Annotated in this window: 27 protein-coding genes; 13 read left to right on the top strand and 14 right to left on the bottom strand. The window is 70.3% G+C overall.

All coding sequences use genetic code 11. The features are described from left to right. Positions 1-131: 131 nt before the first annotated feature. The gene (locus AKI01S_RS39510; protein ID WP_067830308.1) at positions 132-998 is read right to left on the bottom strand and encodes a hypothetical protein; all 867 of its coding nucleotides are present in this window, start codon (positions 996-998) and stop codon (positions 132-134) included. A 549-nt stretch (positions 999-1547) separates the two neighbouring features. Then, positions 1548-2387, bottom strand: a complete 840-nt coding sequence (locus AKI01S_RS39515) for a hypothetical protein (protein WP_067830311.1) — start codon at positions 2385-2387, stop codon at positions 1548-1550. 272 nt (positions 2388-2659) lie between these two features. Here AKI01S_RS39515 and AKI01S_RS39520 point away from each other — a divergent pair, with 272 nt between their 5' ends. Further along, entirely contained in the window at positions 2660-3400 is a 741-nt protein-coding gene (locus AKI01S_RS39520) for a hypothetical protein (protein ID WP_157420487.1), read from the top strand. Positions 3401-3607: 207 nt separating this feature from the next. Here the strand turns inward: AKI01S_RS39520 and AKI01S_RS39525 are convergent, their stop codons facing one another. From AKI01S_RS39525 to AKI01S_RS39535, 3 genes are all read right to left on the bottom strand, one after another. Next, positions 3608-4192 carry an Imm21 family immunity protein gene (locus tag AKI01S_RS39525; protein WP_067830315.1) on the bottom strand — a complete coding sequence of 195 codons (585 nt, stop codon included), beginning with the start codon at positions 4190-4192 and terminating at the stop codon, positions 3608-3610. A 69-nt stretch (positions 4193-4261) separates the two neighbouring features. Continuing rightward, on the bottom strand, positions 4262-5521 hold the full coding sequence (locus AKI01S_RS39530; RefSeq protein ID WP_067830317.1) for a hypothetical protein: 1260 nt from the start codon (positions 5519-5521) through the stop codon (positions 4262-4264). A gap of 58 nt (positions 5522-5579) precedes the next feature. Next, positions 5580-6050, bottom strand: coding sequence for a hypothetical protein (locus AKI01S_RS39535; protein ID WP_067830320.1), 471 nt, complete (start codon positions 6048-6050; stop codon positions 5580-5582). Between the two features lie 262 nt (positions 6051-6312). On the opposite strand from AKI01S_RS39535, the gene AKI01S_RS39540 reads away from it, so the two are divergent. The 9 genes from AKI01S_RS39540 to AKI01S_RS54455 all read left to right on the top strand — a co-directional run bounded on the left by AKI01S_RS39540 (position 6313) and on the right by AKI01S_RS54455 (position 11949). Beyond that, a complete protein-coding gene (locus AKI01S_RS39540) occupies positions 6313-6618 on the top strand; it encodes a hypothetical protein (protein WP_067830322.1) in 306 nt (101 codons plus the stop codon). Between the two features lie 86 nt (positions 6619-6704). Beyond that, positions 6705-7361, top strand: a complete 657-nt coding sequence (locus AKI01S_RS39545; RefSeq protein ID WP_067830324.1) for a hypothetical protein — start codon at positions 6705-6707, stop codon at positions 7359-7361. A gap of 5 nt (positions 7362-7366) precedes the next feature. Then, positions 7367-7546, top strand: a complete 180-nt coding sequence (locus AKI01S_RS51290) for a hypothetical protein (protein WP_157420488.1) — start codon at positions 7367-7369, stop codon at positions 7544-7546. Next, positions 7546-7824, top strand: coding sequence for a hypothetical protein (locus AKI01S_RS39550; protein WP_067830327.1), 279 nt, complete (start codon positions 7546-7548; stop codon positions 7822-7824). The genes AKI01S_RS51290 and AKI01S_RS39550 overlap by 1 nt, the downstream gene beginning before the upstream one ends. Beyond that, on the top strand, positions 7811-8050 hold the full coding sequence (locus tag AKI01S_RS39555; RefSeq protein WP_067830330.1) for a hypothetical protein: 240 nt from the start codon (positions 7811-7813) through the stop codon (positions 8048-8050). Before AKI01S_RS39550 ends, AKI01S_RS39555 begins: the two co-directional genes overlap by 14 nt. Positions 8051-8064: 14 nt before the next feature. Beyond that, positions 8065-8892 carry a hypothetical protein gene (locus AKI01S_RS39560; RefSeq protein ID WP_157420489.1) on the top strand — a complete coding sequence of 276 codons (828 nt, stop codon included), beginning with the start codon at positions 8065-8067 and terminating at the stop codon, positions 8890-8892. Then, positions 8889-10589, top strand: a complete 1701-nt coding sequence (locus AKI01S_RS39565; protein WP_067830336.1) for a hypothetical protein — start codon at positions 8889-8891, stop codon at positions 10587-10589. Before AKI01S_RS39560 ends, AKI01S_RS39565 begins: the two co-directional genes overlap by 4 nt. After that, positions 10586-11818 (top strand): tyrosine-type recombinase/integrase, encoded by a 1233-nt coding sequence (locus AKI01S_RS39570; protein WP_067830339.1) that lies wholly within the window; start codon positions 10586-10588, stop codon positions 11816-11818. Before AKI01S_RS39565 ends, AKI01S_RS39570 begins: the two co-directional genes overlap by 4 nt. Continuing rightward, positions 11815-11949, top strand: coding sequence for a hypothetical protein (locus AKI01S_RS54455; RefSeq protein ID WP_281186196.1), 135 nt, complete (start codon positions 11815-11817; stop codon positions 11947-11949). The genes AKI01S_RS39570 and AKI01S_RS54455 overlap by 4 nt, the downstream gene beginning before the upstream one ends. A 102-nt stretch (positions 11950-12051) precedes the next feature. Here the strand turns inward: AKI01S_RS54455 and AKI01S_RS39575 are convergent, their stop codons facing one another. The 7 genes from AKI01S_RS39575 to AKI01S_RS39605 form a co-directional block, all read right to left on the bottom strand. Next, a complete protein-coding gene (locus AKI01S_RS39575; protein ID WP_067830341.1) occupies positions 12052-12405 on the bottom strand; it encodes a hypothetical protein in 354 nt (117 codons plus the stop codon). 197 nt (positions 12406-12602) lie between these two features. Next, positions 12603-13544 (bottom strand): tyrosine-type recombinase/integrase, encoded by a 942-nt coding sequence (locus AKI01S_RS39580; protein WP_067830344.1) that lies wholly within the window; start codon positions 13542-13544, stop codon positions 12603-12605. Between the two features lie 457 nt (positions 13545-14001). After that, positions 14002-14382, bottom strand: coding sequence for a VOC family protein (locus AKI01S_RS39585; RefSeq protein WP_369688765.1), 381 nt, complete (start codon positions 14380-14382; stop codon positions 14002-14004). Positions 14383-14392: 10 nt separating this feature from the next. Then, entirely contained in the window at positions 14393-15934 is a 1542-nt protein-coding gene (locus AKI01S_RS39590) for an FAD-dependent monooxygenase (RefSeq protein ID WP_245681968.1), read from the bottom strand. Between the two features lie 96 nt (positions 15935-16030). Continuing rightward, a complete protein-coding gene (locus AKI01S_RS39595) occupies positions 16031-16843 on the bottom strand; it encodes an SDR family NAD(P)-dependent oxidoreductase (protein WP_067830351.1) in 813 nt (270 codons plus the stop codon). A gap of 17 nt (positions 16844-16860) precedes the next feature. Next, on the bottom strand, positions 16861-18090 hold the full coding sequence (locus AKI01S_RS39600; protein WP_067830353.1) for a serine hydrolase domain-containing protein: 1230 nt from the start codon (positions 18088-18090) through the stop codon (positions 16861-16863). 81 nt (positions 18091-18171) lie between these two features. Further along, the gene (locus AKI01S_RS39605) at positions 18172-19317 is read right to left on the bottom strand and encodes an FAD-dependent monooxygenase (protein WP_067830355.1); all 1146 of its coding nucleotides are present in this window, start codon (positions 19315-19317) and stop codon (positions 18172-18174) included. A gap of 121 nt (positions 19318-19438) precedes the next feature. On the opposite strand from AKI01S_RS39605, the gene AKI01S_RS39610 reads away from it, so the two are divergent. Beyond that, on the top strand, positions 19439-20329 hold the full coding sequence (locus AKI01S_RS39610) for a LysR family transcriptional regulator (protein ID WP_067830358.1): 891 nt from the start codon (positions 19439-19441) through the stop codon (positions 20327-20329). A gap of 9 nt (positions 20330-20338) precedes the next feature. Here the strand turns inward: AKI01S_RS39610 and AKI01S_RS39615 are convergent, their stop codons facing one another. Together AKI01S_RS39615 and AKI01S_RS39620 are read right to left on the bottom strand one after the other, a co-directional pair. Further along, complete coding sequence (locus tag AKI01S_RS39615; protein ID WP_067830362.1) at positions 20339-23266, bottom strand: Tn3 family transposase; 2928 nt, start codon at positions 23264-23266, stop codon at positions 20339-20341. Positions 23267-23584: 318 nt separating this feature from the next. Then, the gene (locus AKI01S_RS39620; RefSeq protein WP_067830364.1) at positions 23585-24517 is read right to left on the bottom strand and encodes a hypothetical protein; all 933 of its coding nucleotides are present in this window, start codon (positions 24515-24517) and stop codon (positions 23585-23587) included. Between the two features lie 326 nt (positions 24518-24843). Between AKI01S_RS39620 and AKI01S_RS39625 the strand changes: the two genes are divergently transcribed. Both AKI01S_RS39625 and AKI01S_RS51295 read left to right on the top strand, forming a co-directional pair. Continuing rightward, positions 24844-25086 carry a hypothetical protein gene (locus AKI01S_RS39625; RefSeq protein WP_067830368.1) on the top strand — a complete coding sequence of 81 codons (243 nt, stop codon included), beginning with the start codon at positions 24844-24846 and terminating at the stop codon, positions 25084-25086. A gap of 346 nt (positions 25087-25432) precedes the next feature. Further along, on the top strand, positions 25433-25606 hold the full coding sequence (locus tag AKI01S_RS51295; protein WP_169814095.1) for a hypothetical protein: 174 nt from the start codon (positions 25433-25435) through the stop codon (positions 25604-25606). Positions 25607-25806 lie beyond the last annotated feature (200 nt).

Consider the following 25806-nt stretch of genomic DNA (forward strand, 5'->3'; position numbering starts at 1 on the left):
GCGCAGCGAAGCATCCAGGGTGCGACGGAGAACGAAGACGACTGGATCAGCCCCGATCCGCCCTTCTGAACCAAAGCGAGCTGACACGCGAGCCGACGACACACCCAGGGAATTACGCGGCGTTCGACAGGTTAAGCGGCTGCCGCTGTCGTGCGGCTGAGAGCAGTGAGGTCGCCTCGAATGACATCGGTATAGGGGATCATGAAGTCACCGTTGGGCATGGCGCTGGTGAAGTGTGCGCCTATTACCCGGATTGGGAGGTAGGGCGCGGCGGGTCCGTGCCGGTCGGGATGCCGGCCGTGTCCGGTACGGCTGTCGTCGGCGGTGTAGGTGACCGGGACACCCCATGAGGCTGGTGGGTTGTCGCGTCCGAGGATGACCCAGTGGTCGGTGGGAATCTGCGCGGTCAGATCGGGGACGCCGCCGGTGTGGCAGTCCAGAGTCGGTAGTACGAAGTGGCGGAGGCTGTGCGGCCGATACCACATGAGCAGTGGGTGGGCCGATCTCGCCTCGGTGTTGTCGAAGCAACACACGATGATCGCGTGTCCGGGATAGCGGGCGGCATAGAAGTCAAACAGTGGCGTGTTGGGCCGGATCCGTCGGTGCTTGGGTACTTGTTCCAGTGCTTGGGGGATCAGCGTGGGGTCGGTGGCCAGTACCACGGTGTAAATGTCATGGTCGAAGATCTGGACGGGCGGCGGTGGTGCTGCAGCCGCCAGCGCCAAGCCCTCTGGCATTGACCGCCGAGTGCGGGTCGGTGGAGCGAGGGCGTCGACCATGTCGCGCAGGACGCGCGGGCAGCGGCGGGTGTCGATGAAGTTCGCCGGGGTCATGCCGGTGGCGGGCACGTGCAGAAGCATCGCGTTCGGTCCGCCGGCCAGGTTGACCGCGGTGTTCTGGTAGCCCAGCACGTGGACCCGGCCGTGCTCGGGATGACTGGTCTGGCCGTGATACAGGATCGTGCCCGAGAACCGTGACGCCGCTGTCGACACGCACATCCGACACCCTCCCGAGGCTGAGATCACTTGGATCGTACCGCCTGGCAGCCGACCAAGATCATTCCAATGTGGCTTTCGAGCCATGTGGGCTGGGCCTCTACCTTGCCCCGCGCCGGGGGTTCGAAGTCCTGGACCGACACGCCTCGCGACTGTTACTGAATCTCATCGACATCTCCGGGCCGGCCGCCCTGCTGTCGTTCACCGAACACACGAACAAACGTTGCTGCTTCTGACCGACACACTCAATCGACCCGTTGCGGGTTCCTGGCGTATGTGGGCTGGCCCTTCCTGATCCGGAATTATCAGTTCCTTCCTGTGGGCGACGCGCCCGGGAGGAGCTCTCGCCTGTGCACGGAGGGCCCTGGGTAGGCGCGATCAGGTCATCCGGTGTCAGGTCGTTGCTGGTCTGGCCGATTCCGCGGTGATGTGGCCAAGGAGGTGGCCTGTCCGGGGAGGTGGAGCCAGGGTTTGTCGGCGTACGGTCTTGCAGTGCAGGGCTGATACAGACACCATGTGCGCAGGTGGTGGGTGTGTCTGGCGGGATGAGGATTACCGCCTCGGCGCGCCCCACCAAGTTCCGTGTTGGCGGTAGACGCGGTTCCAGTCGTTGCTGGAGGCGTGGTCGGGCACGGCGACGAGCGTCGCTTTGGCCTCGGCGTGCAGATGCTGGATCTGGCTTGCCGTCAGGCGTCGGCAGTTCCAGAGCAGTTGGGCCATCTCGGCTGCCAGCGGATCCTCAGGCGGTGGCGGCTCGGACAGGTCGATGCCGGTGATGACCGCCAGGTCGGCGGCGGGGATACCGAGTGCGATCGCGAAGCCGTGCAGCCAGGTTGGCTTCAGCGGGGAACGGAGCCCTGCGGCGATGCGAGCGAGGCTGGAGGCGGCCAGGTACATGCGGCCCCGGGTCAATCGGGTCAGTGTCTCAGTGGCTGCGGACAGGGAATGCAGATTCCGGTTGGCGCACAGCATGGTGACCAGCATCCCGCCGATGCCGCCGTCTTGCCGGTAGTCGGCGCGCGGCGGATCGGCCGGACGGATGCGGGGCAGCTGGGGCAACTGCTGGACCGTCTGGTGGATATGGGTCCGCTGCTCTGCTGGCAGTGCCATCGCGACGTGGATCAGGTCCGCGAGTTCGTGGCCTGCTGCCGGTTCGCAGGGCTGAAGGGGCTCTGGTACTGGCAAGCCGGCGATCACCAAGAGGTCGGCGGTGTGGAACCCGAGCGCGGCGGCGAGGTTGCCCAGCTGTGCCGCCGACGGTGGTGCGCCGTCGGCCACCGAGCGCAGCTCCGATTCGGAGATGCCGGACGCTGAGGCCAGCCAGGCGACGTCGGTCTGGCGGTGGTTGAGGAGCCGCGTCAACCGCACGCCGAAGCCGGGATCCTTCGCCATGCCGCCACCTTAATCCGATAAGAAACCAATAACCGGGCAGGTGCGGTTCCCGTGCACGAGGTACTGATGCCAGGCGGCTGCTGGAGCACTCGAGGGGAGGTTCGCGGCCGTGTCCGCGCGGCCGGGAGGTCAGGTGGTGCGGGAGTCCGGCGCGTGAGTAGCCACGGCCAGCAGACCCCGTTGAACTGGATGGATGATTTCCCGCAGACGCGTTGTGCTTTTCTGAGGCTTCCCAGGTGACAGCTCGTCCAGATCGCACCGATCATGGGATCGTGCTCGATGAACAAGGGCAGCGGATCGTGCGCCACGTCGAGGCCAGGCTGCTGGAAACCGACCAGCCGGAGCCGGTCATCCAGGCCGCCGGAGCCTGGCTGGCGGTGCATCTGGGACCGGAAGGTTACGCCTGGCTGAGCTCCCGCAAGACCCTGCAGAAAGTCGACCACGACCGCCTTGAGCAGATCCACTTCCATAGCCGACGCGGCAACCGGGCCGGCCAGCAGATCATGTTCAGGCTCGTGCTCAGCGTCCGCAACTGCGGGCTGGCTCAGTGGCGCCACGACCATCCCCACCAGGCGATCCGCAACGACGGCTACCTCTGCGGGCACGGCCTGGACACCCTGCTGGGAACCTGCGGGCTGTTCGACGGCATCGTCGGGCTCACCCACCAAGCCAAGCGCATCCCCCGACTGCAGGACTTCCTGACCAAGCTCCAGCAGGTGGCGCTGCCCTGGTTCGCCAGCACCGCCGACCCCGACCGCCTGCCCGCCGACGTCCCCGATGCCACCCTGCTGGCCTCCGCCGCCGAACTCACCGAATGGCTGGTCTATTGCGGGGCCACCCGGCAAGCCCGCGCACTGGTGGAACGCTGGCTCACCCTGGCCCCGGACAACCCCGCTCACTTCGCCGTCGGCCGCGAACTCGCCCTCAGCGGCGCCGCCCCTGACCACTCCGACCGGTATCCCGGCATGCCCCAAGCGCTCGGCTGGACCGCCACCGTCTTGAAAGTCGCCTAACCCAGACAGGCACACTTCGTCCTCAAGAAGACCACCCGACCAGCCCAACAGGTCCCTTCAGGGGCCGCACCGGTCGGTGCGGTCGGAGATGGCTGACTGCTTCCCTGGCCTGCCTGGTATCCGATTTGGTGGAGCGTGGCGCGGGTACTGGGGCACCGCGTCTTCGGCGCGCCCGGTCTTGATCCCTGTCGGCCGGGGCGTCCGCGGTCAGGTCGGCTGAGCTGGCTTTCCACCAGGCCGGTGGGCGTTGGAGGCGATGTCGGCCGCTGGGATCGGCTGGAGGTGGACCAGAATCATCCAGTTGTCTGGTTCTTGTCGGTAGGTGGCCCGTACCTGGTAGCGGCCGGGCGTGATGGTGTCGATGCGCAGGTGGTTGTCCGGCTCTGTTTCCGCGCCGGGCCAGGCGGAGTCGAAGAGCACGACAGGTTCGTGGACTTCCCAGGTGAGGGTCTCGTCGTGGTCCCACGGCATGTGCTCTGCTACGACCTGGACGACGGCGGCCAGGAAGTCGGCTTCGGAGTCGGCTGCTGCGATCCGGGCGAACAGGTGCTTGTCGGGCAGGTAGGTGGTGGGGGCAGGTTCCTCACCAAAGACCAAGGCGTGCTGGCCGTCGACTTCGACCAGGCCGATGTAGCCTTCGACCGCACAAGCCCGGCCGTAGTCGCCCCAGGTCTCCACAGGACCGTCGTCGTCGGTCACACCGCCCCAGTGGGTCAGCTTTGATTCCGGGACAGCGATCAAGGGGCCGCCCGCAGAGGTCACCCAACGACAAGACAGCGATCTTCTAGGCATAGCTCACTCTCCGCGCGGGCAGTGGGGTGGGACCCGTGCGGGTGATCCTATTCCCGCTCACCTAGGCGGTCAGGTGGTGTGGGATTCCGGCGCGTGGGTGGCCACGGCCAGCAGCGCCCGCGCCAACTCGCCCGCCTGCTGGGGCATGGAGTGCTGCGGCACTTGGACCAGCACGACATGTCCGTCCTGCCAGCGCACCTGGCCTTTCTGGTCGGGCCCCAAACGCACCCCCGGGGCGCCGTCCAGGTCGGCGACGGCGGGCAGCTGCAGGGCTTGGCGCAGCTGGTCGGCGGCGGCGGCTTGGTGGTCGCGGGCGGCGTCGGCGCGGTCGGCCAGTTGCTCGGCGCGCTCGGCGCGGCCGCGGACCTCGGCCAGTTGGGCCTGCAGCGCGGCGACCTGGGCGCGTTCGGTAGCCAGCGCGGCCTGCACCGCCTCCAGCTGCTGCTGGTGACGCTCCTCAGCCGCGGCCCGTTCGGCGCGGGCGCGGTCGCGTTCGGCGGCCACCAGCTGTTCGGCGCGCCGACGCTCGGTCTCGGCGTGGGCTTCGGCGCGGTCGGCCCGGTCGGTGGCAGCGCGCACCTCGGTTTGCAGCCGGGCCAGCTCGGTGTGCGCGCGGGCCAGCGCGGCGGTGGTCTCTGTGTGCTGGCCGCGCAGGTTCTCCAGCGCTTCCTCGGCGCCGCGCAGCTGCCCGGCCATCTGCAGCGCTTGGTCGGCGGCCAGCTGGCTGGCCTGCTCGGCGACGCCGCGGGCCCGCTCATGCTCGGCGATCTTGTCGGTGGCCGCGGCGATCGCGGCTTCGGCGCGGCGCCGTTCGGCCTCGGCGGCGGCCTCGGCCTCGCGCTGGGCCTCCAGCGCAGCGGCGGTGCGCCGGTCGGCGCGCGCGGCGACCTGCTGGGCTTCGGCGGCGGCGCGGTCGGCGGCCGCCGCGCGCTGCTCGGCGGCCAGTTTGTCCTGCTGGGCGGTGCGCGCCTGCTCCACGGTGACCTCTACCGCCGCGGCCAGGTCGCTTTTGAGCGCCAACAGCAGCTCGCCCAGCTGGTCGGCGGCCGGCAGGAACCGCTCGACGTCGGTGCGCAGCTCGGCCAGCGGGACCTGGGTGGCGTCGGCGGCGGCCTTGGCGCGGGCGCGGTGGGCCTGCAGGCGGTGGGAGGCGCTGCAGTACCGGGCATCGGCGCGCGCCCCCTCCGGCAGCGGGCCGCCAGCGTACTCGCAGGCACGGTCGCCGTCGGCCAGGGTCTGGCAGGTGCGCACGGCGACCGCCTCGGGCGACAGGTCGGCCTCGGCGGGCACGCACAGGTACTCCTCGGCCGGGCGGGTGGGTGAGGTCATGGGCATCCTTGCGGGTCGAAGGAGTCGACGGGAAGCGGGTGGGGGTGCGGCGAGCGGCTCAGGGTGGGGTCGCCTGCCACAGCTGCAGCAGGCACTCGTCGTGGGGCGGCTGGTCGGTGGCCGGGTCGATCCAGTCGGGCAGCGGGTTGGTGCGGGCGTGTGCGCGCAGCTGCCACCAGGTCGCGGCCGCGCCCAGCGGCAGGGCGGCGCCCACCTCGCCGAAGATCTCCACCAACTCCAGGTGGCCGGAGCTGAGGAACAGCTGCCCGGTGGCCGATCGGTCCCAGACTGGGTTGGCCTGCGGCTCGGACGGGGTGGGGAGCGGGGGCGCGGCGGCCCAGTGCTGCAGCCGGATCCGCACGCTGTGGCGGTGGCCGAACCCGGTGAGGCGGGCGCCGTTGGGCACCAGGGTCAGCCAGCCATCGTCTGGCACCTCCCACGGGGAGGGAGACCCGATCGGCCCCCCGGCACTGCCGTCCACGTCAGCGACCAGTACCGTCCCGCCGTCGGCGACCAGTTCCCCGGTCATTTCCCCAGCAGCATGAGCCGCCCCCTCCCCTGTGGCTTCCCCAGCGGCCGCCGTAGCCCAGCCGGCACGGCCCGGGCGACCCCGCCCCGGTTCTGGGGGCCAGAGAGCAGTCATCCTGCGCCATGAAGGCGAATCCTTCTCACGACAGAGCCGTATCCGTTCATACGAATACTCTATCCGTTTCTTTTTGAAACGACTAGGCAGCATCACGATGGTTCCGCGATAATCCCTCTTATCCAGGAACCGACCTTCGGAGGCGCCCATGACCCCACTCCGCGCGATCGACCCCGTCGGCTGCGGCTGCACCGAGTGCCTGACCGGCGAGTACCGCCCGCTGGACCGGGCCACCGCCGACGAGATCGTCGCGCTGCTCACCGGCAAGCTGGCCAACAACCTCCACTCCGGCACCACCCTGGCCCTCACCGTCACCACCGAGGTCACCTCCCCCTACCAGCGGCCCGGCAGCGCCCCCGCCGCCACCACCGTCACCGCCGTTACGGTGAGGTGCGAGCAGCTGCGCCGGGACCTGCCCGCCTGGTGCCTGCCCCTGCTGCCGACCACCATCTGACCTGGGCCCGTCCCCGCACCCGCCGGTGCACCGGCACCGGCGGGTCCCCTGGTCGCTTCCCAGATCCCACCAAGGAGTTGAGGCCCATGAACTTGGCACCCACGAACGTCACCGCCGACCGCGGCGGCCGAACCAAGATGAGCGAGCTGAAGGCACTGCTCGACCAGGTCGCCGACGGGACGCTGGGGCTGCCGCCGCTGTCGGCTGAGCAGCTGCTGTCAGCCGAGCAGATCGCGCAGCTGTACACGCTGCTGGAGGCCGGGTATCCGCTGCCGTCGCTGGTGATCGCCGTCGAGCACAGCGGCGACCGGCACGCGCCCTGGGAGCGGCGCGTGGTCGCCGGACACTCCGTGCTGGAGGGCCTGCTGCGCTACAGCCATCCGCGCGCGGCGACCGAGGTCGTGGAGTCGGGCGACCCGGAGGTCTACCGAGTGCTGGGCCGCCACGACCAGCACGGCCAAGCGGGCCCGTATGTGGTGGCGGCCGGGCCGGTCCCGGCCACCTACCTTCCGGCCCGTGCGATGTGGCGCACGCTGGACTTCCTGGCCTACCGCACCCGCGTGGAAGCCGCGCACGCCACCGACGCCGCGACGGCGGCGGTGCTGGTGGCCGAGGCCGAGGAGGCCGCCCACGCGGTGCTGAGCGCCACGGTCCCGGTGACCTCCTTCTACGGCGCGGGTGAGCGGGTGCAGCAGCTGGCCACGCTGGCGGCGCGGCTGCACCGTGAGCTAAATGAGGGGTGAGGACGATGAGCCAGGACGGCGCGGGCCAGAACAGCAACGGCCAGGGCTGGGTGCGGTGCGCCCGATGCGACCAGCAAGTGGTGGTGACGGCTGACGGCACGTTGGAACGCCATGACGGTCCGCCCGGCAACCTGTGCGGCGGTAGCAGCCGTCCGGTACCGAAGCCGCCGGTGGAGCGCGCCTGATGCTGACCGCAGAGACCACCCCGCTTGCAGCTGGAGACATCCATGCGCTGCTGGCGCAGTTGGACGACCCGTGCCTGGCTCGGATCGAACGCCTGCGGCTGCTGGGCGGGGTCCCGCGCTGGGAGGTGTACTGCTACGGCCGCCTGACCGACGGGCGCCTGGTGCAGGTGGACCTGGGAGCCTGGCGGCTGCGCCCGGGCTACCGGACCCACCTGCAGCAGCTCCGCCAGCGCCCACCAGGTGACCCGAAGGATGGTGACAGCGATGAGCGATCTTGACCGTGGCCACGAGTTCGCGGTGCTGACCGGCCGCGGTACCTACCGCCCGATCCGCTACGACGAGGCGGTGATGCGGCACCGGCGCGGTGAGCAGCTCTACCGGCGGATCCTGCCTGGCCACGCCCTGACGCGCGCCGAAAAGCACGCACTGCCCTGGGAGCCGGTACCGCCCGGCGCCGGCAGCGGCGATGACCCTGTCGGCGGCGCTGCCCGCGAGCGTCGCTGATGACCGCCAGCCCCTTGGACCTTGAGGGTCTGGTGCACCTCCACCGGATGGTGCGCCAGTGGGTGGAACAGCAGTGGCGCTGGCAGGGCCAGCCCCTGTCCCGCCACCTGACCACGATCACTCTGTGGGACCAGCGGCGCCCGACGGTGGTGTGGCCGACCCTGCGGCCCGGCACTGTCCCGGTCCCCGGCGTCAGCCCCAGCGTCGCCGACACCAGCGACACCGGGAACGCCGCCGCGCATGGTGCCCGTGGCGCCGAGCAGGCGGACCTGCAGCAGTTGGCGCAGGCGGCGTTCGACTGGCGTCATCCGGTCTGGGAGCGGCTGGCCGCGGCCTGGGCGCTGGAGGGCACCTGGTTGCATCCCGAGACCGGCTTCACGATCAACCCGGTCGCGCTGGCCGAGTCGGCCAGCTATCTGTACATCGCGTGTGTGGACCGTGACGACCCGGCCGCGCCGCGCCGCTATGACCCCGCCCGGCACGCCGCCGTCGATCCTCACACCATCGACCTGGGCATCATCGCCTTTCCGCTGCACCCTCACCAGGCGCTGGACTATCTGGCCGCCGGGCTGCCCCCGGCCCAGGCGATGCTGGTCACCGCCGGGACCGCGGTGGTGGAGGCGTGCGTGCACGAGGCCTTGGAGACCTACCAGCATTCCCCCGGCCGCCCGGTCCGCGACCCCCACCAGCTCGGTCCCGAGCTGAGGGTGCGCCTGCACTGGCGACTACGACACCATCTCTCCCACCGGCTGCTGGCCTGGACCAGCCACGCCTGGCCGTGCCCGTTTCCTAACGGCCACCGCGTCCCGGTAGAAGGGGACCCGGCGGAAGGAGTCCGATGAGCGCCCACCGCACGGCCCAGCACGCCCAGCCTGCCAACTCGGCGAAGGCGGCGGCTGCCTGGGCGGCGCTGACCGCCGGGCAGCAGGAGGCGTTGCGGCTGGTGTATGCGGCCGATCAGCAGGCCGAACAGGACGCCGCCGCCAGCTGGCACGAGACGATGCATGCGGTGCCGGCGCGGGTGTGGCGGTGGCTGGACTACGGCTGGACCAGCGGCCGCGGCCCGCGCCCCCCGTTGGGTAAGGACCTGGACCGCGGGCGCCGCCGCGGCAGCGCCGCGGCCCAGGAGTTGGCGGAGCTGCAGCAGGCCGGGCTGGTGCAGCTGCGGTATCTGAGCAGCCAGCCGCCGTGGAGCACCGACCCCGAAGCGGACAGCGTGTTGCCCGACCCGCCCGACCTGCCCGCTGGTGGCTCCTGCTTTGTGCAGGTCCAGATCACCCGGGCCGGGCGCGCGGCCTACCGCGCCGCCCACCGTGACCAGCAGCGGGAAGTCCGCCAGCAGGGGCTGTTGAGCGAGGGGTTGTGGCGGATGCTGGCCCAGGCGCACGCTGCCGATCACGGCGGCCGCGCGCCCAGCGCAGTGTCTGGGGCCTGGCGGCATCTGACCGGCCACCGCCCCCCGCTGGTGCAGCGCGACACCGACCCGGGCGGGCTGCGGCTGACCGAGGACGGGCACGCCCACTACGCCCGCCACTGGCAGACCTACCTTCGGTTGTACCCGCAGGTCAACGCGCTGCGCCCCGACGGGCAGCCCCTGTGGCCGGTCGCCGCCACCGTGACGCTGGCGCAGCTGCGCCGGGACTGCGTGCGACTGCGCGAACTGCTGTCGGCACTGTGCGCCCAGCACACCTTGCTGGCCGCTCCACCGCCGCCGGTGTCGGTCCTGGCGACCGGCGTCACCGATCCCCTACCCAAACCGGCCCTGGAGCGGCGCAGGACCGGCGAGCCGCCGCCATCCCCCGCCGCATCCCCGCCTGCCTCCGCCATCGCGGCGCAGACCGCCGCGTTGCTGGAGCGTCACCATGCTGCGGTGGTGGACTACCTGGCCGCCCACCAGCAGGCTGTCGCCGCCTACGCGCGCGCCCACGATCCCGCGGTGCGGGCGCTGCAGCAGGCCTTGGTCGACCAGATCGACCAGGCCCGCGACCTGTACCGGCGGGCGTGTGTGCACTACGTGCTGGCCGCCACCGCCGCCGTCACCACCACGGTGGCCGTCCACCACGCCCACCAGCCCCGCCCCCGCGACACGCACCCGGCCGTCCCCGACCCGCAAGCACTCCAGCACGCCCTGGACCAGGCACTGACCATCGACCCGGACGCGGTCGAGCGTGCGGTGGCCGCGTGGCCGTGGCGACCGCCCGCCCCACCGGCCACCGGCCTGCCCGACACCGACACCGATCTGCGCACCGCCCACCAGCGCACCGCTCCCCCACCGGCCGACACGCGCCAGCCACGCCAGCAACGGCGGCCGCGCCGCAGCGCACGCGCTCACCCCGCGCCCGAGCCACCCCACCCCGCCCCGGCTCTGGAACCGGAGGCTGAGCAGCTCAGCCGCTACGCTGACGCCCTGGCGGAGCTGGCGCAGCACGGCCTGCTGACCCGACTGCTGTTGCGCGACCACCCCACCCCCGACCCCGCATCTGACCGCAGCGCGACGGGCACCGGCTCGTCGCCCCGAACCACCCATCGCAGGCGATGACCGAGCCCACAGCACCCACCACCAGCGACCCCGACGCCGTTCCCGAGGTCCGGCCCGGCGCCGTGGCGCCGCCCCAGATGACCCCGCCGGGACAGCAGCCGGTGCCCGCGCTGCCGACCATCGCCCCCACCGACGCCACTCACCTGCGGCATCTGCTGGTGAAAGCGGTCGCTGTGCTGCCCGCCCTGCCAGCGCCCGATCCCAGCGACCGCTACGGGCTGCGGCAACTGACGGTGCTGTGGCTGGAACGACTGGAGTCCCACCACACCCGCCGCGCCTACTGGCGCGCCCTGAGCAGCTGGCTGACCCACTGCCAGCGCACCGCCCTGGACCCGGTCAACGCCCGCATCGCCGATGTGGACGCCTGGCTGACCCTGCAGACCGCCACCGGCCGCGACGGCACGCCCCGCCCGCCCAAACCCAACACCCTCGCCCAGCGCAAAGCCGCGCTGTCGTCCTGGTACACCTACCTGATCGGCAACCAGGCCGCTGATCACAACCCCGCCGCCCTGGCCAAGAAGATCAAAACCACCGGCACCGCCAAAAAGGCCCCGGTGCTGTCGCAACAGGAGACCGCGGCCCTGCTGGACCACACCGAGGCCCGCGCCCGGCGGTTGGACACCGAAGCCGCCTGGCGCGACGCCGCCCTGATCGCACTGCTGTTCTACACCGGCGTGCGGGTCTCGGCGGTCACCGGCGCCGACGTCACCGACTTCACCACTCATGCCGGCTACCGCATCCTGCGCTATGCCAAAAAGGGCGGCGGCCGCTCGTTCGTGCGCGTCGAGGCCGACATCATCCGCCCGCTGGAGCGCTACCTGCAGTTGCGCGCCGCGCGCCTGGGCATGACGGTGGCCGAGTTGGACGGGCCGCTGCTGGCCACCACCCCCCACCCCCACCGGCCCACCCTGGCCGGCGGCAAACGCCTGGTGCAGCGCGATGTGTCCAACACCATCCGCACCCTGGCCAAACAGGCCGACCTACCAGCGGCCGAACAGCTGTCCCCGCACTCGGGCCGCGGCACCGTCATCACCACCATGCTGGCCACCGGCGTCTCCCTGCGCAAAGTCCAAGACCACGTCGAACACGCCGACCCCCGCACCACCGCCGACTACGACCAGACCGACAACCGCCTGACCCAATCCCCCGTCAGCACACTGGCCGCCACCATCGACGCCCACCGCCACGCCCCGCACGACGACCAGGGGGATGGGGGTAAGCCGCGGTGAACCCTCAGCTCCCCTCGTCCGACAAGCTGCCGGCCCTGCTTACCGTCGCCGCCCACGTCCTGGAACAAGCAGGCGAGGTGCCGCCGCTGGCCGCCGGGCACGCTCACCCCCAGTTCGACGCTACCCGCTGACGACCAGCGCGCCCTGCCCACCGCGGTGGCGGCCCGGTTGGGCTGGCCGCTGCGTCGGCTGCAGAAGGCCGACGCGAACGGCGGCCTCAAAGAGTGAGTGCATCACCGCTGGTCAGCCGACCATAGACCTCGGCCGGTGACCGGTAACCCAGGATGCGGCGGGGCCGGGCTAAGCGCGAGGGAGTGGAGTCTGCGGGGGGCGATCTGCCTCCAGATGAGCGCCTGGCGGATGGCGTCGTCGCCGACGGCCCGCAGGTGGTCGGCGAGTAGGCCGGGCAGGTCGAGCGTCACGGGCGCGTCCGCGGCAGGGCCGGACGGCTCCTCGGGAACGGGCAGCGCGTCCAGCTCGGCGGGGAGCTGGCGGGCTTCGGCGGCGTCCAGGACGCGGCGGATGGTCTTGGGCGCGACGTGATGCTCGCGGGCCAGGGCCTGATGATGGCCGACAGGGACGGCCATCTGCTTCCTGCCTGGCTCGACCAGGCCGAGGCGACCGGGTTCGCGGCCTTGCCGAGCCTGGCGCGTGGCATGCGACAAGACCTGGACGCCATCGTCGCCGGGCTCAGCCTGGAGTGGAACTCCGGCCCGGGTGGAGGGCAACGTCAACCGAATCGGCCCGGAACTCCTACAGCTCCGGCCAGCCGCCACTCAGTTGATCAGTAAGTACGGTGGCGGGGTGCCAGGACCTCGGTGACCTTGGCGATGGCTTCGGCTCCGGGTTTGACGTAGCGCATGGCGGTGCGGGGGTTCTTGTGGCGGGTCTTGCCCATGATGAGTTGCAGCGGGATTTCGGCCTCGCCGAGGTGGGTGGCGGCGCTGTGGCGCAGTTGGTGCAGGTCGAGTCCGGCGTGCTTGTCGAGCAGGACGCGGGCGCGGTCGTAGCCGAGGCGGGCGCGGCCGGTGTGCGGGCAGATGTCGGCGGCGGCCGGGTGGCGGGCGGGGACGGGGCGGCGTTCGGACAGGAACAGCGGGCCATGGGTGCGCGTGGTGCCGTCCGGGAGGCGGAGGAGGCGGGGCAGGAGGTGGGCGGTGCCGCTGTCCCAGTACACCCACTCGGTGGCACCGCCCTTGGAGCGGACGGGGGCGCGGCGGTGCTCCAGGTCGAGGTCTTCGATGTTGAGCGCGAGGATCTCGGCGGCCCGGGCGGCGGTCTCGTACAGCATCCGCCACAGTGTCTTCTCGCGCAGCGGGATGTCGCGGCGCGACAGCAGCCGGTGGATGGTGGTCTTGGCCACGGCGCGGGTCTCGTCGGCGATCTCTCGGCGGCGTTCGGCGTCGGCCGGGACCGAGGGGGCGGCCCAGTGCTTCTTGGTCTGGCACCAGGTGAGCCAGGAGGTGATGGCGGCGCGGTTGCGGTTCCAGGTCGCCGGCGCGCATCGGCCCCACAGCTCGGTGAGCGCGGCGCCGATCTCGGCGTCGGTGACGTCGGCGAGCGGACGGTCGCGGCCGAGCAGGGCGATGACGCGGTCGATGGCCGAAGCGTAGGCGCGGTGCGTGTTGGGGTTGGCCGTGCGCGGCGTAGCGAGGAAAGCGTCAGCGGCCGCGGCGAGGCTGCCGCCTCCGCCGCGAAGGGCGGTGATCTTCGGCACGGAGCTCATGCCGGCCGCCGCGCGGTGATCGTCGCGTCGGCCTGGGCGATGTACCGGATAACGCGCTGGAGTCGCGGACCGTCCCGGCGAGTGGTTGTCCTGGTCGCCGCGCCGCCGTGATCGCTCATGTACGTGATAATAATCTGTTATCACGTACATGGGATAATGGGCGAACCGGAGGGGTCCCGCGACGATCATCAGCGCGCCGACATAGGTTTTCTCTCCGTGCCGCTGTTGCTCAGAAAATTCGCGGTCCTGTCCTGATAGGAGGTGAAGCGGGGCGGCGTTGCGAGCTGTGGCCGTCAACCTCGATGGTGGCCGGGTGGGGGTGGGCGGCGAAGTTGTCGTACCAGGCGAAGCCTGTCCACCGGCCCACCCGACGACATCGCCGCCGGCCCTGCCCAAGAGCCAAGATCACGAGGCCCGGGCATCTCGGCACGACGAAGGTGTGGCAGGAACAGGGACGCTAACGGTGGTGCGTCACCGCCAGGGTGCGCACGACGCAGAACTCGTTGCCCTCGGGGTCGGCCATGACCACCCAGCTTCGGTCTGGGCCTTGGCCCAGATCTATCTTGACGGCGCCGAGACCGAGCAGTCTGGTCACCTCGTCGTCGGTGCTGCCGTCGATCGGGCTGACGTCGAGGTGGAGCCGGTTTTTCACGGTCTTGTCCTCGGGCACCTGAATGAATTGCAGGGTGGGCGGCATCTGGCGGGTGAGCACCTGCTCGATGGTCGGCTCCCAGGAGCCGATCTCGACCTTGCCGTCGTTGCGGTCGATCACTTTGAAGTCCAGGACCTCGCACCAGAAGGCCGCGACCGTCTCCGGGTCGTGGCAGTCGATGGTCAACTCGGTGAATCTACTTGTCATGTCTCTCTCCGGTGTTCGAAGGCGTTCCGAACCATGCGGAGATTGCCGCACGCAGCGAGGGCGTGGCGGTGTCCGCGGGTTCGTCGAGGCCGGCGGCCCAGACGAGGTGGCCGTCCGGGCGGATCAGCAGGGCGTCGGCCGGCCGGTCGGTGGTCTTGGCGGTGTGGACGTCGAGGAGATGCCGCCAGTCCCGGGCGACCTGGTGGAGCTCTGGGCGGTCGGCCAGGTCGAGCAGGACGGGCCGGGCGGGGTGCATGAGCTCGGCGACGCTGGTGATGCCTTCGTCGGTGTGCAGGGAGAGGTCGGGGGCGAAGGTGCCGGCCAGCGGATGATGACCGGTGCCGGGCATCGGGTAGCGGATGTCGGTGCCGGCGACGAGGGCGCCCATGCGGCGCAGCGGCTGCTCGTCGATGAGCAGTTCGGTGAAGAGCTCCCGGAGCGCTTCGGCGGCGGCGTCGTGCCCGCGCCGCAGGGCCACCTGCGCTCGGGCGTGCAGCATGGTGCGGGCGCCGGCGAAATGGCGTTCGGCGTGGTAGGTGTCCAGCAGGCCGGTAGGGGCCGTGCCGTGCAGGTCGGCGGCGAGCTTCCAGGCGAGGTTGACCGCGTCCAGCATGCCGGCGTTGAGCGCCACTCCGGTGGCGGGGAACAGGTGTGCCGCGTCACCGGCCAGGAAGATGCGCCCCTCGCGGTAATGCTCGGCCTGGCGGGCCTTGAAGGTGAAGCGCGACAGCCGGGTCGATCCGGCCAGCGGCAGGTGGGTGCCGAGCACGCGGTGGATACTGTCCTGCAGTTCGGTCAGGGTCATGGGGACGTCGTCGTCGTACTCGGTGGTCTCGTCCTCGATGGTGTAGAGGGAGACGGACCGGGTGCCGGGTGAGGAGCCGACGCCGAGCAGGCCATGGTCGGTGCGGGTGAATCCTGCGCGGATGGCGCCGAAGCCGGGGACGTCAAGATCGCCGTTGCCGAGAACGGTGACCGTGTCGGGCAGGGTGACCTGGGCCAGCCGGTTGACCTCGGGGTAGGTGGTGCCGGGGAACGGGATGCCGGCCCAGTCGCGGATGCGGCTGCGCGCGCCGTCACACCCGACGACGTAGCGGGCGCTCACCTGGTAGGCGCCGTTCGGGCCGCGTACGTCAAGGGTGACCGCGTCGCCGTCCTGGTGCGCCGCGGTCACTTCGTGTCCGCGGCAGAGGTCCACGCCGAGTTCGCCGGCGCGTTCGCCGAGCAGCCGCTCCAGCAGTTGCTGCGGCAGCGGCAGGGCGTGCATCGGGGGATCCGGCATCCGGGTGAAGTCCAGGTGCACCCCGCCGAACGGGAACCGGGGAGCCGGCATCGGGCCGGTGCAGGCCGCCTCGAAACGTTCCAGCAAGCCTCGGTGGCGCAGCAGGTCCAGGATCTGGCCGCCCAGGCCGCCGGCCTTGGGGGTGTCGCGGGGGCGCGGCTGCCGTTCCAGCACCAGCGGCCGCACTCCGGCCAGGCGCAGTTCGGTGGCCAGCATGAGACCGGTCGGGCCGGCCCCCACGATGATCACGTCGGCACTTCCGGGGGGCCGCTCTTTTTCCGTAGTGTGGATGGCATCGTGGTGCTTCATCATCAATGATCTTTCAAGAGTGTTGGGACGGATGTGTCAGCCGGGAGCCAGGCGGCTGAGATGTTCCCAGGCGCGGTACTCCTCGGTCCTGGCCTGGTTCATCTGCTGGACCAGGTCGAAGGACTGGCTGCCGACGATCAGCCGCAGGGGCGGGCGGGGCAGGTCCACGAGTCGCATGACGACCGGCGCGGCCGTGCTGGGGTCGGGCCCCGCTTCGTCGCCCCACATCTCGGCGAGCTTCGCCCGCAGCGGCTCGTACGCCGGGTGGGGTGTGGTGGGCGTCGTGCCGGTCGTGAACAGGCCGGTGTCGTAGCCGCCCGGCTGGACGATGGTGACCTTGACGCCGAAGGGCTCGACCTCCATGGCCAGCGCCTGGCCGAGGGAGTCGATGGCGGACTTTCCCGCCGCGTACAGACCGGCCGAGGCCATCCCGCCACCCGTGCCCATCGTCGTCACCAGGAGGATGTGGCCCGAGCCCTGGGCGCGCAGGTGGGGCAGCACGGCCTGGGTGACCCAGATCTGGCCCAGGACGTTGACCTCGAAGTGGGCTCTGATCTGGAGCTCTGTGGCCTCTTCGACCATGCCGTACAACATCGCGCCGGCGTTGTTGACCACGATGTCGAGCTTGCCGAACGCGGCGACCGCCCGTTCCACGCCCTCGTGCACCGCGGCGCGGTCGCAGACGTCGAGCGGGAGGCACGCCAGGGTGTCGGGATGGCGGGCCCGCAGGGCCGCCAGCGGCGCCACGTCGCGGGCCGCGGCCACGACGCGATCTCCTCGCTCCAGCGCCGCCTCCGCGAACGCTCTGCCCAGCCCCCTGGAGGCGCCGGTGATGAACCAGACACGCATGACCTTCACTCCTTGCATCAGTCTTCGATGGCTTGGTAGACGGTGGTCCAGAAGTCGGCCATCAGGTGGGCCGGATTCGGGACGGTGTAGCCGAGCTGGCAGAGCAGGATGCCGGTGAGCTGGTTGGCCGGGTCGGCGTAGGCGGAGGTGCCGCTGCCGCCGTCCCAGCCGAACTGGCCGATCGGCGCGTAGTCGCCGCGGTAGGTGCGCACCGCCATGCCCAGCCCCCAGCCGCCCTGCTGGCCCTGGCCGAAGGAGATGTGCACGGCGCTGGTGGCCAGGGCGGTGCGGGCGGCGTTCTGCTCGGGGGTGAGCCGGTTGGTGGTCATCAGCTCGACCGCCGGCCGGGACAGGACGCGCCGGCCCTCGTGGACGCCGCCGTTGAGCAGCATCCGGAAGTAGGCGTGGTAGTCGTCGGCGGTCGACACCAGGCCACCGCCGCCGCCCTGGAACGCCGGGGGCTTGCTCCAGCGACCATTCTCGGGCTCGTCCCAGGCCAGGAACTCGCCGGTGGCCGGATCCGGGGCGTACAGGGTGGGCAGCCGGTCGAGCTGGTCGGCGGGCACGTGGAAGCCGGTGTCGGTCATGCCGAGCGGTTCGAAGATGCGCTCGCGCAGGAAGTCCTCGAAGCTCTGGCCGGTGACCCGGGACACCAGCACGCCGACCAGGTCGCTGCTGATCTGGTACTGCCACTGCTCGCCGGGCTGGTGCATCAGCGGCAGCTCGCCCAGGCGGCGCATCCACTCGTCCTGCTCGGGCACCTCGGTCGGCAGGTTCGGGGTCAGCCCCCGCTCGAAGATGGCGTTCAGGATCGGGGTGCCCAGCGCGGTCATGTCCATGCCGAGCCCGAAGGTGGAGGTGAGCACGTCCCGGACCGTGATCGGGCGGCGGGCCGGGACGGTGTCGTCCAGCTCGGCGCCGATGCTCTTCAGCACCTTGCGGCCGGCCAGCTCGGGCAGCCATGGGTCGATCACGTCGTCCAGCCGTAGCCGGCACTCATCCAGCAGCACCATCGCCGCGGCGATCGTGACCGGCTTGGAGGTGGAGGCCATCCGGAAGATCGTGTCGCGCCGCATCGGCGTGCCGCCGTCGTGCCGCATCGTCCCGGCCGCCTCGACGTGTGTCTGGCCGCCGCGGCTCACCAGGGCGACGAGGCCGGGGATCCTCCCCGACTCCACGTGCCGGGTCAGCACCTCACGCAGTCTGCGTAGTCCCTGCTCCGACAGGCCGTTCCTGCCAATTGCCATGATCTTGTCCTTGTCGTCATGAATGGTCCGCCGGTTCCGTTTCGATCCGGCGTTCGTGCGTCCCCCTCGCGGAGGGGCCTGTCAGCGGGCAGCCCGGCCCGGTGACGACCGCTCCGCGGCGAAGCCGGGAGCGTAGTTCCTGAGCCGTACGAGGTGCGGGCGGGCCACCGTCGTGCGGCCGAGCTCCTCCTCCGGAGGTGGGCCCAGGAAGAACTGGTCGGCGCCTTCTCGCCCCATCTGCTGATGCTCGGCGACGAAGCCGCGCATCTCCCGCTCGTAGGCGGCGAACGCCTCCGCGTGGCCGCCGCCGGCGGCCAGTTCGCCGGCCAGGATGTAGGCGCCGATCAACGCCTGGGAGGCGCCGCGACCCGAGGACGGCGCCGCGCAGTAACCGGCGTCCCCGACCAGCACCACTCGGCCCGCGTACCAGCGGTCCATCTCGACCTGGGCGTTCGCCTCGAAGAACAGGTCCTCCGCCTCCCACATCTCCGCCAGCAGGCGCCGGACCAGCCGGCCTTGGCCGGCGAACCGTCCGGCCACGATGTGCTTGTGCTGCCCGTGGTCGTCGCGGTTGTAGGCCAGCGGTCCGGAGGCGAAGTGCAGCGCCGCACGGGCTCGGGCGCCGTCGTGGGTGGCGAGCACCCCGGCGGCCTTGCCCGGTACGCGGTGGACCTGGCCGCCCTCTTCGGCGCCGAACCGGCCGGGCAGGCCGAAGACCGCCGTGTAGAGACCCAGGTGTCGGACGAAGCGCTCCTGCGGCCCGAAGACCAGCGAGCGGGTGCGCGAGTGCAGCCCGTCGGCGCCGGCCACCAGGTCGAAGCGGCGCGGCTGGCCGCGGTCGAAGGTGACCCGCACGTCGGCGTCGGTCTGCTCCAGGGTGGCGATCGAGTCGCCGAACACGTACTCGACCTCCCGCCGGGTGGCCTGGTACAGCAGGCCGGCCAGGTCGTCCCTGAGGATCTCGACGTCGGTGGGGCGGATCGCCACCGGCAGGGCGTCCTCGTCCGTCATCGCCGCGCCGCCCAGGCGCAGGTCCAGCGCTCGGACCTGGTCCAGCAGGGCCATCCGGTCCAACACGTCCAGCGCCTCGCCGCGCAGGCCCGTCGCGTACCCGCCCCCACGGACCCGGGACGCGCGCTCCACCACCGTCGGGGTGAACCCGTGGTGGCGCAGCCAGTACGCCAGGGCGGCCCCGGCGACGCCGGCACCGCAAACAAGGACGTCCATCCACGTGCTCCCTCGACCGACGGCGAATCGTACGAATCGAGGATCAAGTACGGTGAATATCCGGAACAACGGCGAAACCCGAAAGATCATCTTCAGTGGGAGTGGACGGAGCAGGTCAGGCGTGGAACTGCGGGACATCGAGATCTTCCTGACCCTGGCCGAGGAGCTGCATTTCGGCCGTACCGCCGCCCGGCTGTGCCTGTCGCCCGCCCGCGTCACCCAGGCGATCCAGAAGCAGGAACGGCAGGTCGGCGCGCCGCTGTTCGAGCGCAACAATCGCACGGTCCGGCTGACCCAGGTGGGGCGGCAGCTCCGCGACGACCTCCGACCGCTGTATGCCGGGCTGAAGGACAGCATGGAACGCGCCCAGCTCGCCGGCCAGGGCATCACCGGCACGCTGCGCGTCGGCATGCTCCCCCTCAACGCCTACGACCTGCGCCCCTACTGGGACGTCTTCCGCCTCCGCCACCCGCGATGGAAGCTGCGCATCCACAAGACACAGCTGGGCGAAGCCTTTCCCGCGCTGCGGCGCGGGGACATCGACGTCCTGGTGAGCTGGCTGCCCGTCGACGAACCCGACCTCACCGTGGGGCCGATCGTGTTCGCCGAGCAGCGCGTGCTGGCCGTCGCCGCCGAACACCAGCTCGCCGGGCGCGCGTCGGTCTCGCTGGAGACGATCTCCGACTTCCAGCACCCGCACGCCGACACCGGCCCCGGCTACTGGTATGACGCCTACGCCCCGCGCCTCACCCGGCGCGGACGTCAGATCGAACGCGGCCCCGTCGTTCGGGACGCGGAAGAGGCCATGACCCTCGCCAGCATGGACGGGCTCGTCGTGCTCTTCCCCGCCCACGTCAGCCGCTACTGGGCGCGGCCGGACATCGCCTACCTGCCGGTCACCGATCTGGAGCCGCTGCCGTACGCGCTGGTGTGGCGCAGCGAGGCGGAGAGCGAGCCCATCCGGGCCCTGGCCGGGATCATCCGCGACCTGGGCCCTCTCCCGCCGGCCTGAAGAGCCCGTTCAGACCGTGGTGAAGTCGAGCCGGGCATCCATGTCCAGCCGGAACCGGCCGTAGGGGTTCACGTGAGCCCAGAACAGCGGGCTGAGGGCTCGCCGGTCCTCCTCGGTGAGCTTGCCGACCCACTGCGGATCTCGCAGAACGGCCTGAAGGAGCTGGGTATTAATGAACACCAACGCCGACTGCAGCAGGTGCAAGGTGAGCATGGACACCTCGGCGTGCTCACGGTCAGCCCCGGTCAGCACGCCTTCGCGGCCGTAGAAGATCTTGTCGTTGGCGCTGTTCCAGTTCTCCACGACCTGTAGACCGCTGTTGATCTCCCGGCGTAGCTGCTCGTCCGCGAGATAGTCGCAGGCGAAGATCGTGCGCACGACCCGGCCGAGTTCCTCCAGGGCCAGATAGACCGGGCGCTTGGGGCCGTTGCCCTTCATGAAACGGCGCAGCACCTGCTCGGTTTCCGCTGTTCGCAGCCGCAGCGCCGTCGCGTACTTGATCATCTGGTCGTAGTTGCGGGCGATGAGGTCCCAGTCAATCGGCCGCTTCTTGAGGATCTTGTCCACCTTCGGCCAGGCGGTCTGGACGGCGTCGGGGCTGTACAGGTCGATCGCGCCGATGTTCTTCAGCCGGGGCAGCAGCTTGAAGCCCAGCAGTTCGGTGGAGGCGAACCCGACCGTGGTCGCGCCGTGGGTGTCGGTGTAGTTCGCCTCGACCTCGGCGTTGGTGCAGTGCCGCAGCAGGCCCTCGATCATCGCCGCGACCTCGGAGGAGGAACACGACTTGAGCTGGGAGTAGATGCACAGGCGGCCTTTGTCGACGTGCCAGTAGATCATGACGCCGTAACCGCCGTAGCGGGCGTGGAACTCGGTCATCAGATTGGAGTCCCAGGAGGCGAACCGCTTGGAGTCTGAGGCGGTGCTGGTCGCCTCACCCCACCACGCAGGATCGCGGGCCTCCAGGGTGGCGTTGACCACCGCGACGATCGTCGCCCGCAGGTTCTGGCGGGTGACATAGGTCGCGCGTACGTGCCGCAGCGCGGCCTCGTCCTGGTCGTGATCACCGGTCGCGGCCATCTGCCGGATCCCCATGTTCGTGCCCAAGGCGAACAGCACCAGCAGCAGCCGGCGGTTGAGCGTCTGCCGGTCCAGTACCTCGCGGGTGGCCACCGAGGTGAAGGCGTCGGTGAAGTCGGTGAGGAAGGCGGTGTCCTTGAGGATGTCGAGCAGGTCGATGGTGCCCCACCGGCGCTGGACTTCTGCCTTGAGCTTGCCGAGGTTATTCGGCTCGGGCAGCTTGTCGAGTTTGGGGACGCTCACCCACGGCTTGCCGGCCCGCGTGATGATCCGCACCCCGCCGGTGCTGCCCTGGGTCAGGCCGGTGTTCAGCTTGTCCAGCGCGGCCCGCATCCGCGTCTTCAGGCCGGTGATGAACTCCGTCGGGTCCAGCGGTTTGGCCAGCGCCGCGTAGTGCACGTCCCGGTTGTCCTCGAAGTCGCCGGGCAGGTCCTCATCGGGGTCGCGCCATCGGCCGGCGCCCTCGACGTAGATCTCGCGGCGGCGCAGTGCGTCCTTCAGCGCGATCAGCACGCACAGCTCGTACGGAATCCGCTCCACCCGGCCGCTACCGGCGTCGACGACGCCCTCCAGCCATGCCTTGGGCACCACCCCGTCGATCGGCACCGTCTCCGCCGTCGCGTAGTGCCGCTGATCGGAATCGACGCCCGCGTAGCGGGCCAGCAACTCGATCGCGTCCATCACCGGCCGGTAGGCGGTGTTGTGGCACTTGAACTCCAGCGCGGCCAGCAGCGGCGCCAGCATCCGCCGGTAGTAGTGCGAGTAGGAACCGCGCAACTGGTAGCGGATCCGCTCGGCGACCACGCGCTCGGTGGCCATCAACTCCTTGGCCAGCGCCCGCAGCGTCTTCTCCCCGCCCGGCACCGCGGGGAAGACCACCTGCCGGACCGTCTCATCGGGCTTGCTCAGCGCGGCGTTCACCATCTTGGTGAAGATGCCGCGCTTGCCCGGCACCGCGGCGAGCTGCCCAATCAGTTCCTTCTCCACCCGCCGCTCGGCACGCGCGTTGATCCGGTGAATCAGCCCGATCAGCAGCTCCACCAGCCCGTCCACCAGCTCGGCCTGCCGGGTCCAGCACAACGCCGCCAGCAGCGTGTAACGCACCGGCGTCGAGCAGGCCGCGAAATCCGAGGGATACATCCGCATCGCCCGGCCCCGCCACGCCGCCACGATCTGATCGGAGATCTCGGCGAACATCGCCTCGCCCAGCCCCAGGGAGCGAGCGGTCGCCAGCTTGCCGATCTCCACCAGCAGGGTGTCCAGCCCCAGCGGCCCCGGGTCGGCCTTCAACTCGGCCAGCACGTGCGGCCGCCGCAGCAACTCCTCCAGCCGAGCGCACACGGCCGGCCCGAGCCGCGCCATCACCTGCTCGGCGAAGGCATTCTCGAAACGGCGGCATCCGGAATTGACCACCCGTTCCACCTGGCCACTGGCCGGCGGTTCGATCCTGGCGCTGCGGCACCGCTCGCGCACCGCCTCGGCCAGGCGATCACGGTTCGTCTCGATCGGGCACACCTTGTCGGCCAGCCACTGCGCCAACCGCTCCTCATCGTCCTCAGACGCCGGACGGGTACCGAATCGCTTGCGGATCCGCGCCCGGTGACGCTCGATGGTCCTGCCCCGCCAGGAGTACTTCGCCAGCAGCTCCGGCTCGACCTCCACCAGCGATGCCACGTACTGCACCGCAGCCGCCGGTATCTCCTCGGGATAGGCGGGAAACCGCCCCTCGATCTCGTAGAACTTCAAAATCAAGGCGAAACCGAGCTTGCCGGCCCCTGCCTTTTCCCCGACCAGGTCCCAATCACCCTCCACCAGCGTCCACGCGCTGATCAGCTCATCCTGTTCCCAGTCGGTACGCACCTCGGCGCTCCTCCCCAGACCGGCGTTATCAGCAGCTCGATCACCATTGAGGAGCTCGAAGGGGTTACCGGAAGGTATGCACTACTTGAGATAACTACGTACTGGAACCGATAACTAACTCTTCGCATATCCCTCATTGGCCCTCAGGACTGGCCGGGGTTGGCGGCTCGCCGTAGCTATAGGAGGTCCAGGCCGAATCAAACGGATCAAGAGAGACTGCTACGGCCGCGCCAGCTTCGGCCTTCTGCGCCTTCGGATCCTCCACGCCGACTGAATCCGACGTGGCGAGGTTGCTCCTCATTGGTGACAGCGGGTTGATCAGGCGGCGTTCCGGGCCATGTCCGGTCCCCACACCGAACGGAGGATCCCTGCGATTCCCAGCAGCACGGCGAGCGCCAGCGCCAGCATCGTCGCCTGCCACGCCCCCATGTTCAGCCCCTCTGAGACCGGCACGGTCCAGTCACTCGAGGCGAAAGCGTCGATCGTGCTGGACAGGCTTTGCGGACTCAGCAGGGCCCGCGTCATCTCCCACACATCCCAACAAGCGGGAATCAGCATGACGATCCCCGCTGCTCCCGAGGCCCATCTGCTCCTCCTGCCTTTCACCCCCATCCCCAGCACCTCCACAACCGCAGCCACCATGGCCGCACCCGCCACCGCCAGTGCCCTGTCACGCACCATCGGACCATTGATGAACAGCAGAGCCTTGCGCTCAGCCAGCTCCGCGACCCAGAACGACAACTCATACATTCCCGCCGCGCCGAACGCCAGCATCATGAGCACCACCGGGGGCGCCCACTGACGAACACGCCCAGGATCGCCCTCGGCGCTGGCTGTGACAGTTCGTGCCCCAACGGCGACTGCCACCGTCGCGGCCATCCCCAGCGGGATCGACAGCATCGCCAACAGATCGGTGGCAAGCATCATCGCGGGATAGGGCGCTCTGGTCAGTTCCCCCAGCGGCATCAGGAACACCTGCATCGGCCAGTCGTACAGCGGCGCACGCCACAACAACATCCACACCTGGGCGACAGCCGGAAGCACGGCCGCGATAGCAATACCGGTCCGGCTGCCCTTGATGGCCAGGCCGAGCGCTACTACAGCACAACAGGTGAAGATCAAGGGGGCCGTGACCTGGTCCAGCTCACAGGACCCCGCCGAGTCGATAATCCACCCGTAGGCGGCGTAACCGGCGGCGAGGACCAACGCCAACGCCGCTGACGCGACCTGAAGCCCCGTCAACAGGAGCACGCTCCGGGACGCTTTCGCCGGGCGGCTCACCGGATCCGGACGGCCGATGGGGTGGGGTGACATAACGGATGATCGTAGGACACGCCTTCGACACTCGCCTGCCCGGGCGCACCCGCCACGTCGACTCGCACACCTGGTCGACGATGGAAGTCGACCTCATGGTCAAAGAGCCGAGACCACCAACCCCGCACCTCAAGAGCTCCCCACGCAGGCCCCACTCCCAAAACCGCTATGTCACCTTCGCCGACCTCGAAAAGGCCCAGCGGACGTGACGCGTTCGGCGGGACCCTTCCAGCCGTGCTCGCGGTGCCGGTAGCGTCACCGCCATGGCCGAGCAGCACCACGACCCGGAGTTGCCCGACGTTCCCTGGTTCCGGCACAAGGCCGCGAACGCGGCCAAGGAGCAGCGCCGCCAGCTCCAGCAGTTGGAGGAGCTCATGGGAAACAACGACGACTCCCAGCGCAGTGCTCTGCTGCGTGCCCGCGCTCTCGAGCGGGCACGGCGCGAACGCCGAGATAGCGAGAACGACCAGGACAGCCAGGGAAGCCAGGGCGACGACCCGCCGTGAACGGGCTCGCCTCAGGGGCGTTCAGCGGACGCTGCAGGTAGGCGCTACCAGGATGAGGCGCATGACGTCGCCCTCTACCTCTGTCCCGGCCGCCCCACCGAGCAGCAGCCCCGCGCGGCACTGGACGCCCTCGGCGTTCCGGTGCCGGACGAACTGGCGGCAGCCGCCGCAACAACAATCCCGACCTCCGCGCCGTGACGTTGGCGGCGCTGCTGCGCCCTCACGTCGCCCGGGGGCTCGGCGTCCTGATCTGCGGGACCAGCAGACTGACAAAAGCCTCGGGCCACTCGGCGCGCTCCTCGAACGCATCGGCGTTGCGTTCCCGGAGCACTTGGACGAAGACCACGTGTCCAAGGCCATCGACGAACTCGGGTGGACCGCCGGCCGGTGTGCGGCCCTGATCGGCGCCGAGGACACTACCGGGATCGAGGCGCATGCGGCGGGCGCGCGGGCGGCGGTGGAGGTGGCCCGCATGTACCTGGAGATGCGTCGCGACCCGAACCACTACGGGGCCCGGTGACGCGGCTGGACCTGGTCGGGGCCAGGCTGAGGCGGCTCCTTCAGGCGCACAGCGTTATTGCGAGCGCGCACGGCCCGCGATGCTGGTGGGCGGTGGCTTGATGGGAGCCGTGGGGTGGAAGTCGCCGTGGTTCAGAAGGGCGGATCGGTGCTGATCCAGGCGTCTTCGTTCTCCGTCGCACCCTGGATGCTCCGCTGCGT

The organism is Actinomadura kijaniata NBRC 14229, from assembly GCF_001552175.1.
GTDB lineage: Bacteria > Actinomycetota > Actinomycetes > Streptosporangiales > Streptosporangiaceae > Spirillospora > Spirillospora kijaniata.

What these genes read in the sequence shown, in the direction of transcription:
- AKI01S_RS39575 (WP_067830341.1), bottom strand. Translation starts at nt 12,405, where the DNA reads ATGGCCGTCCCTGTCGGCCATCATCAGGCCCTGGCCCGCGAGCATCAC.
- AKI01S_RS39625 (WP_067830368.1), top strand. Translation starts at nt 24,844, where the DNA reads ATGGCCGAGCAGCACCACGACCCGGAGTTGCCCGACGTTCCCTGGTTC.
- AKI01S_RS39550 (WP_067830327.1), top strand. Translation starts at nt 7,546, where the DNA reads ATGCTGACCGCAGAGACCACCCCGCTTGCAGCTGGAGACATCCATGCG.
- AKI01S_RS39510 (WP_067830308.1), bottom strand. Translation starts at nt 998, where the DNA reads ATGTGCGTGTCGACAGCGGCGTCACGGTTCTCGGGCACGATCCTGTAT.
- AKI01S_RS39530 (WP_067830317.1), bottom strand. Translation starts at nt 5,521, where the DNA reads ATGACCTCACCCACCCGCCCGGCCGAGGAGTACCTGTGCGTGCCCGCC.
- AKI01S_RS39605 (WP_067830355.1), bottom strand. Translation starts at nt 19,317, where the DNA reads ATGGACGTCCTTGTTTGCGGTGCCGGCGTCGCCGGGGCCGCCCTGGCG.
- AKI01S_RS39535 (WP_067830320.1), bottom strand. Translation starts at nt 6,050, where the DNA reads ATGACCGGGGAACTGGTCGCCGACGGCGGGACGGTACTGGTCGCTGAC.
- AKI01S_RS39565 (WP_067830336.1), top strand. Translation starts at nt 8,889, where the DNA reads ATGAGCGCCCACCGCACGGCCCAGCACGCCCAGCCTGCCAACTCGGCG.
- AKI01S_RS51290 (WP_157420488.1), top strand. Translation starts at nt 7,367, where the DNA reads ATGAGCCAGGACGGCGCGGGCCAGAACAGCAACGGCCAGGGCTGGGTG.
- AKI01S_RS39595 (WP_067830351.1), bottom strand. Translation starts at nt 16,843, where the DNA reads ATGCGTGTCTGGTTCATCACCGGCGCCTCCAGGGGGCTGGGCAGAGCG.
- AKI01S_RS39525 (WP_067830315.1), bottom strand. Translation starts at nt 4,192, where the DNA reads ATGCCTAGAAGATCGCTGTCTTGTCGTTGGGTGACCTCTGCGGGCGGC.
- AKI01S_RS39600 (WP_067830353.1), bottom strand. Translation starts at nt 18,090, where the DNA reads ATGGCAATTGGCAGGAACGGCCTGTCGGAGCAGGGACTACGCAGACTG.
- AKI01S_RS39555 (WP_067830330.1), top strand. Translation starts at nt 7,811, where the DNA reads ATGAGCGATCTTGACCGTGGCCACGAGTTCGCGGTGCTGACCGGCCGC.
- AKI01S_RS39570 (WP_067830339.1), top strand. Translation starts at nt 10,586, where the DNA reads ATGACCGAGCCCACAGCACCCACCACCAGCGACCCCGACGCCGTTCCC.
- AKI01S_RS39540 (WP_067830322.1), top strand. Translation starts at nt 6,313, where the DNA reads ATGACCCCACTCCGCGCGATCGACCCCGTCGGCTGCGGCTGCACCGAG.
- AKI01S_RS39545 (WP_067830324.1), top strand. Translation starts at nt 6,705, where the DNA reads ATGAACTTGGCACCCACGAACGTCACCGCCGACCGCGGCGGCCGAACC.
- AKI01S_RS39580 (WP_067830344.1), bottom strand. Translation starts at nt 13,544, where the DNA reads ATGAGCTCCGTGCCGAAGATCACCGCCCTTCGCGGCGGAGGCGGCAGC.
- AKI01S_RS39515 (WP_067830311.1), bottom strand. Translation starts at nt 2,387, where the DNA reads ATGGCGAAGGATCCCGGCTTCGGCGTGCGGTTGACGCGGCTCCTCAAC.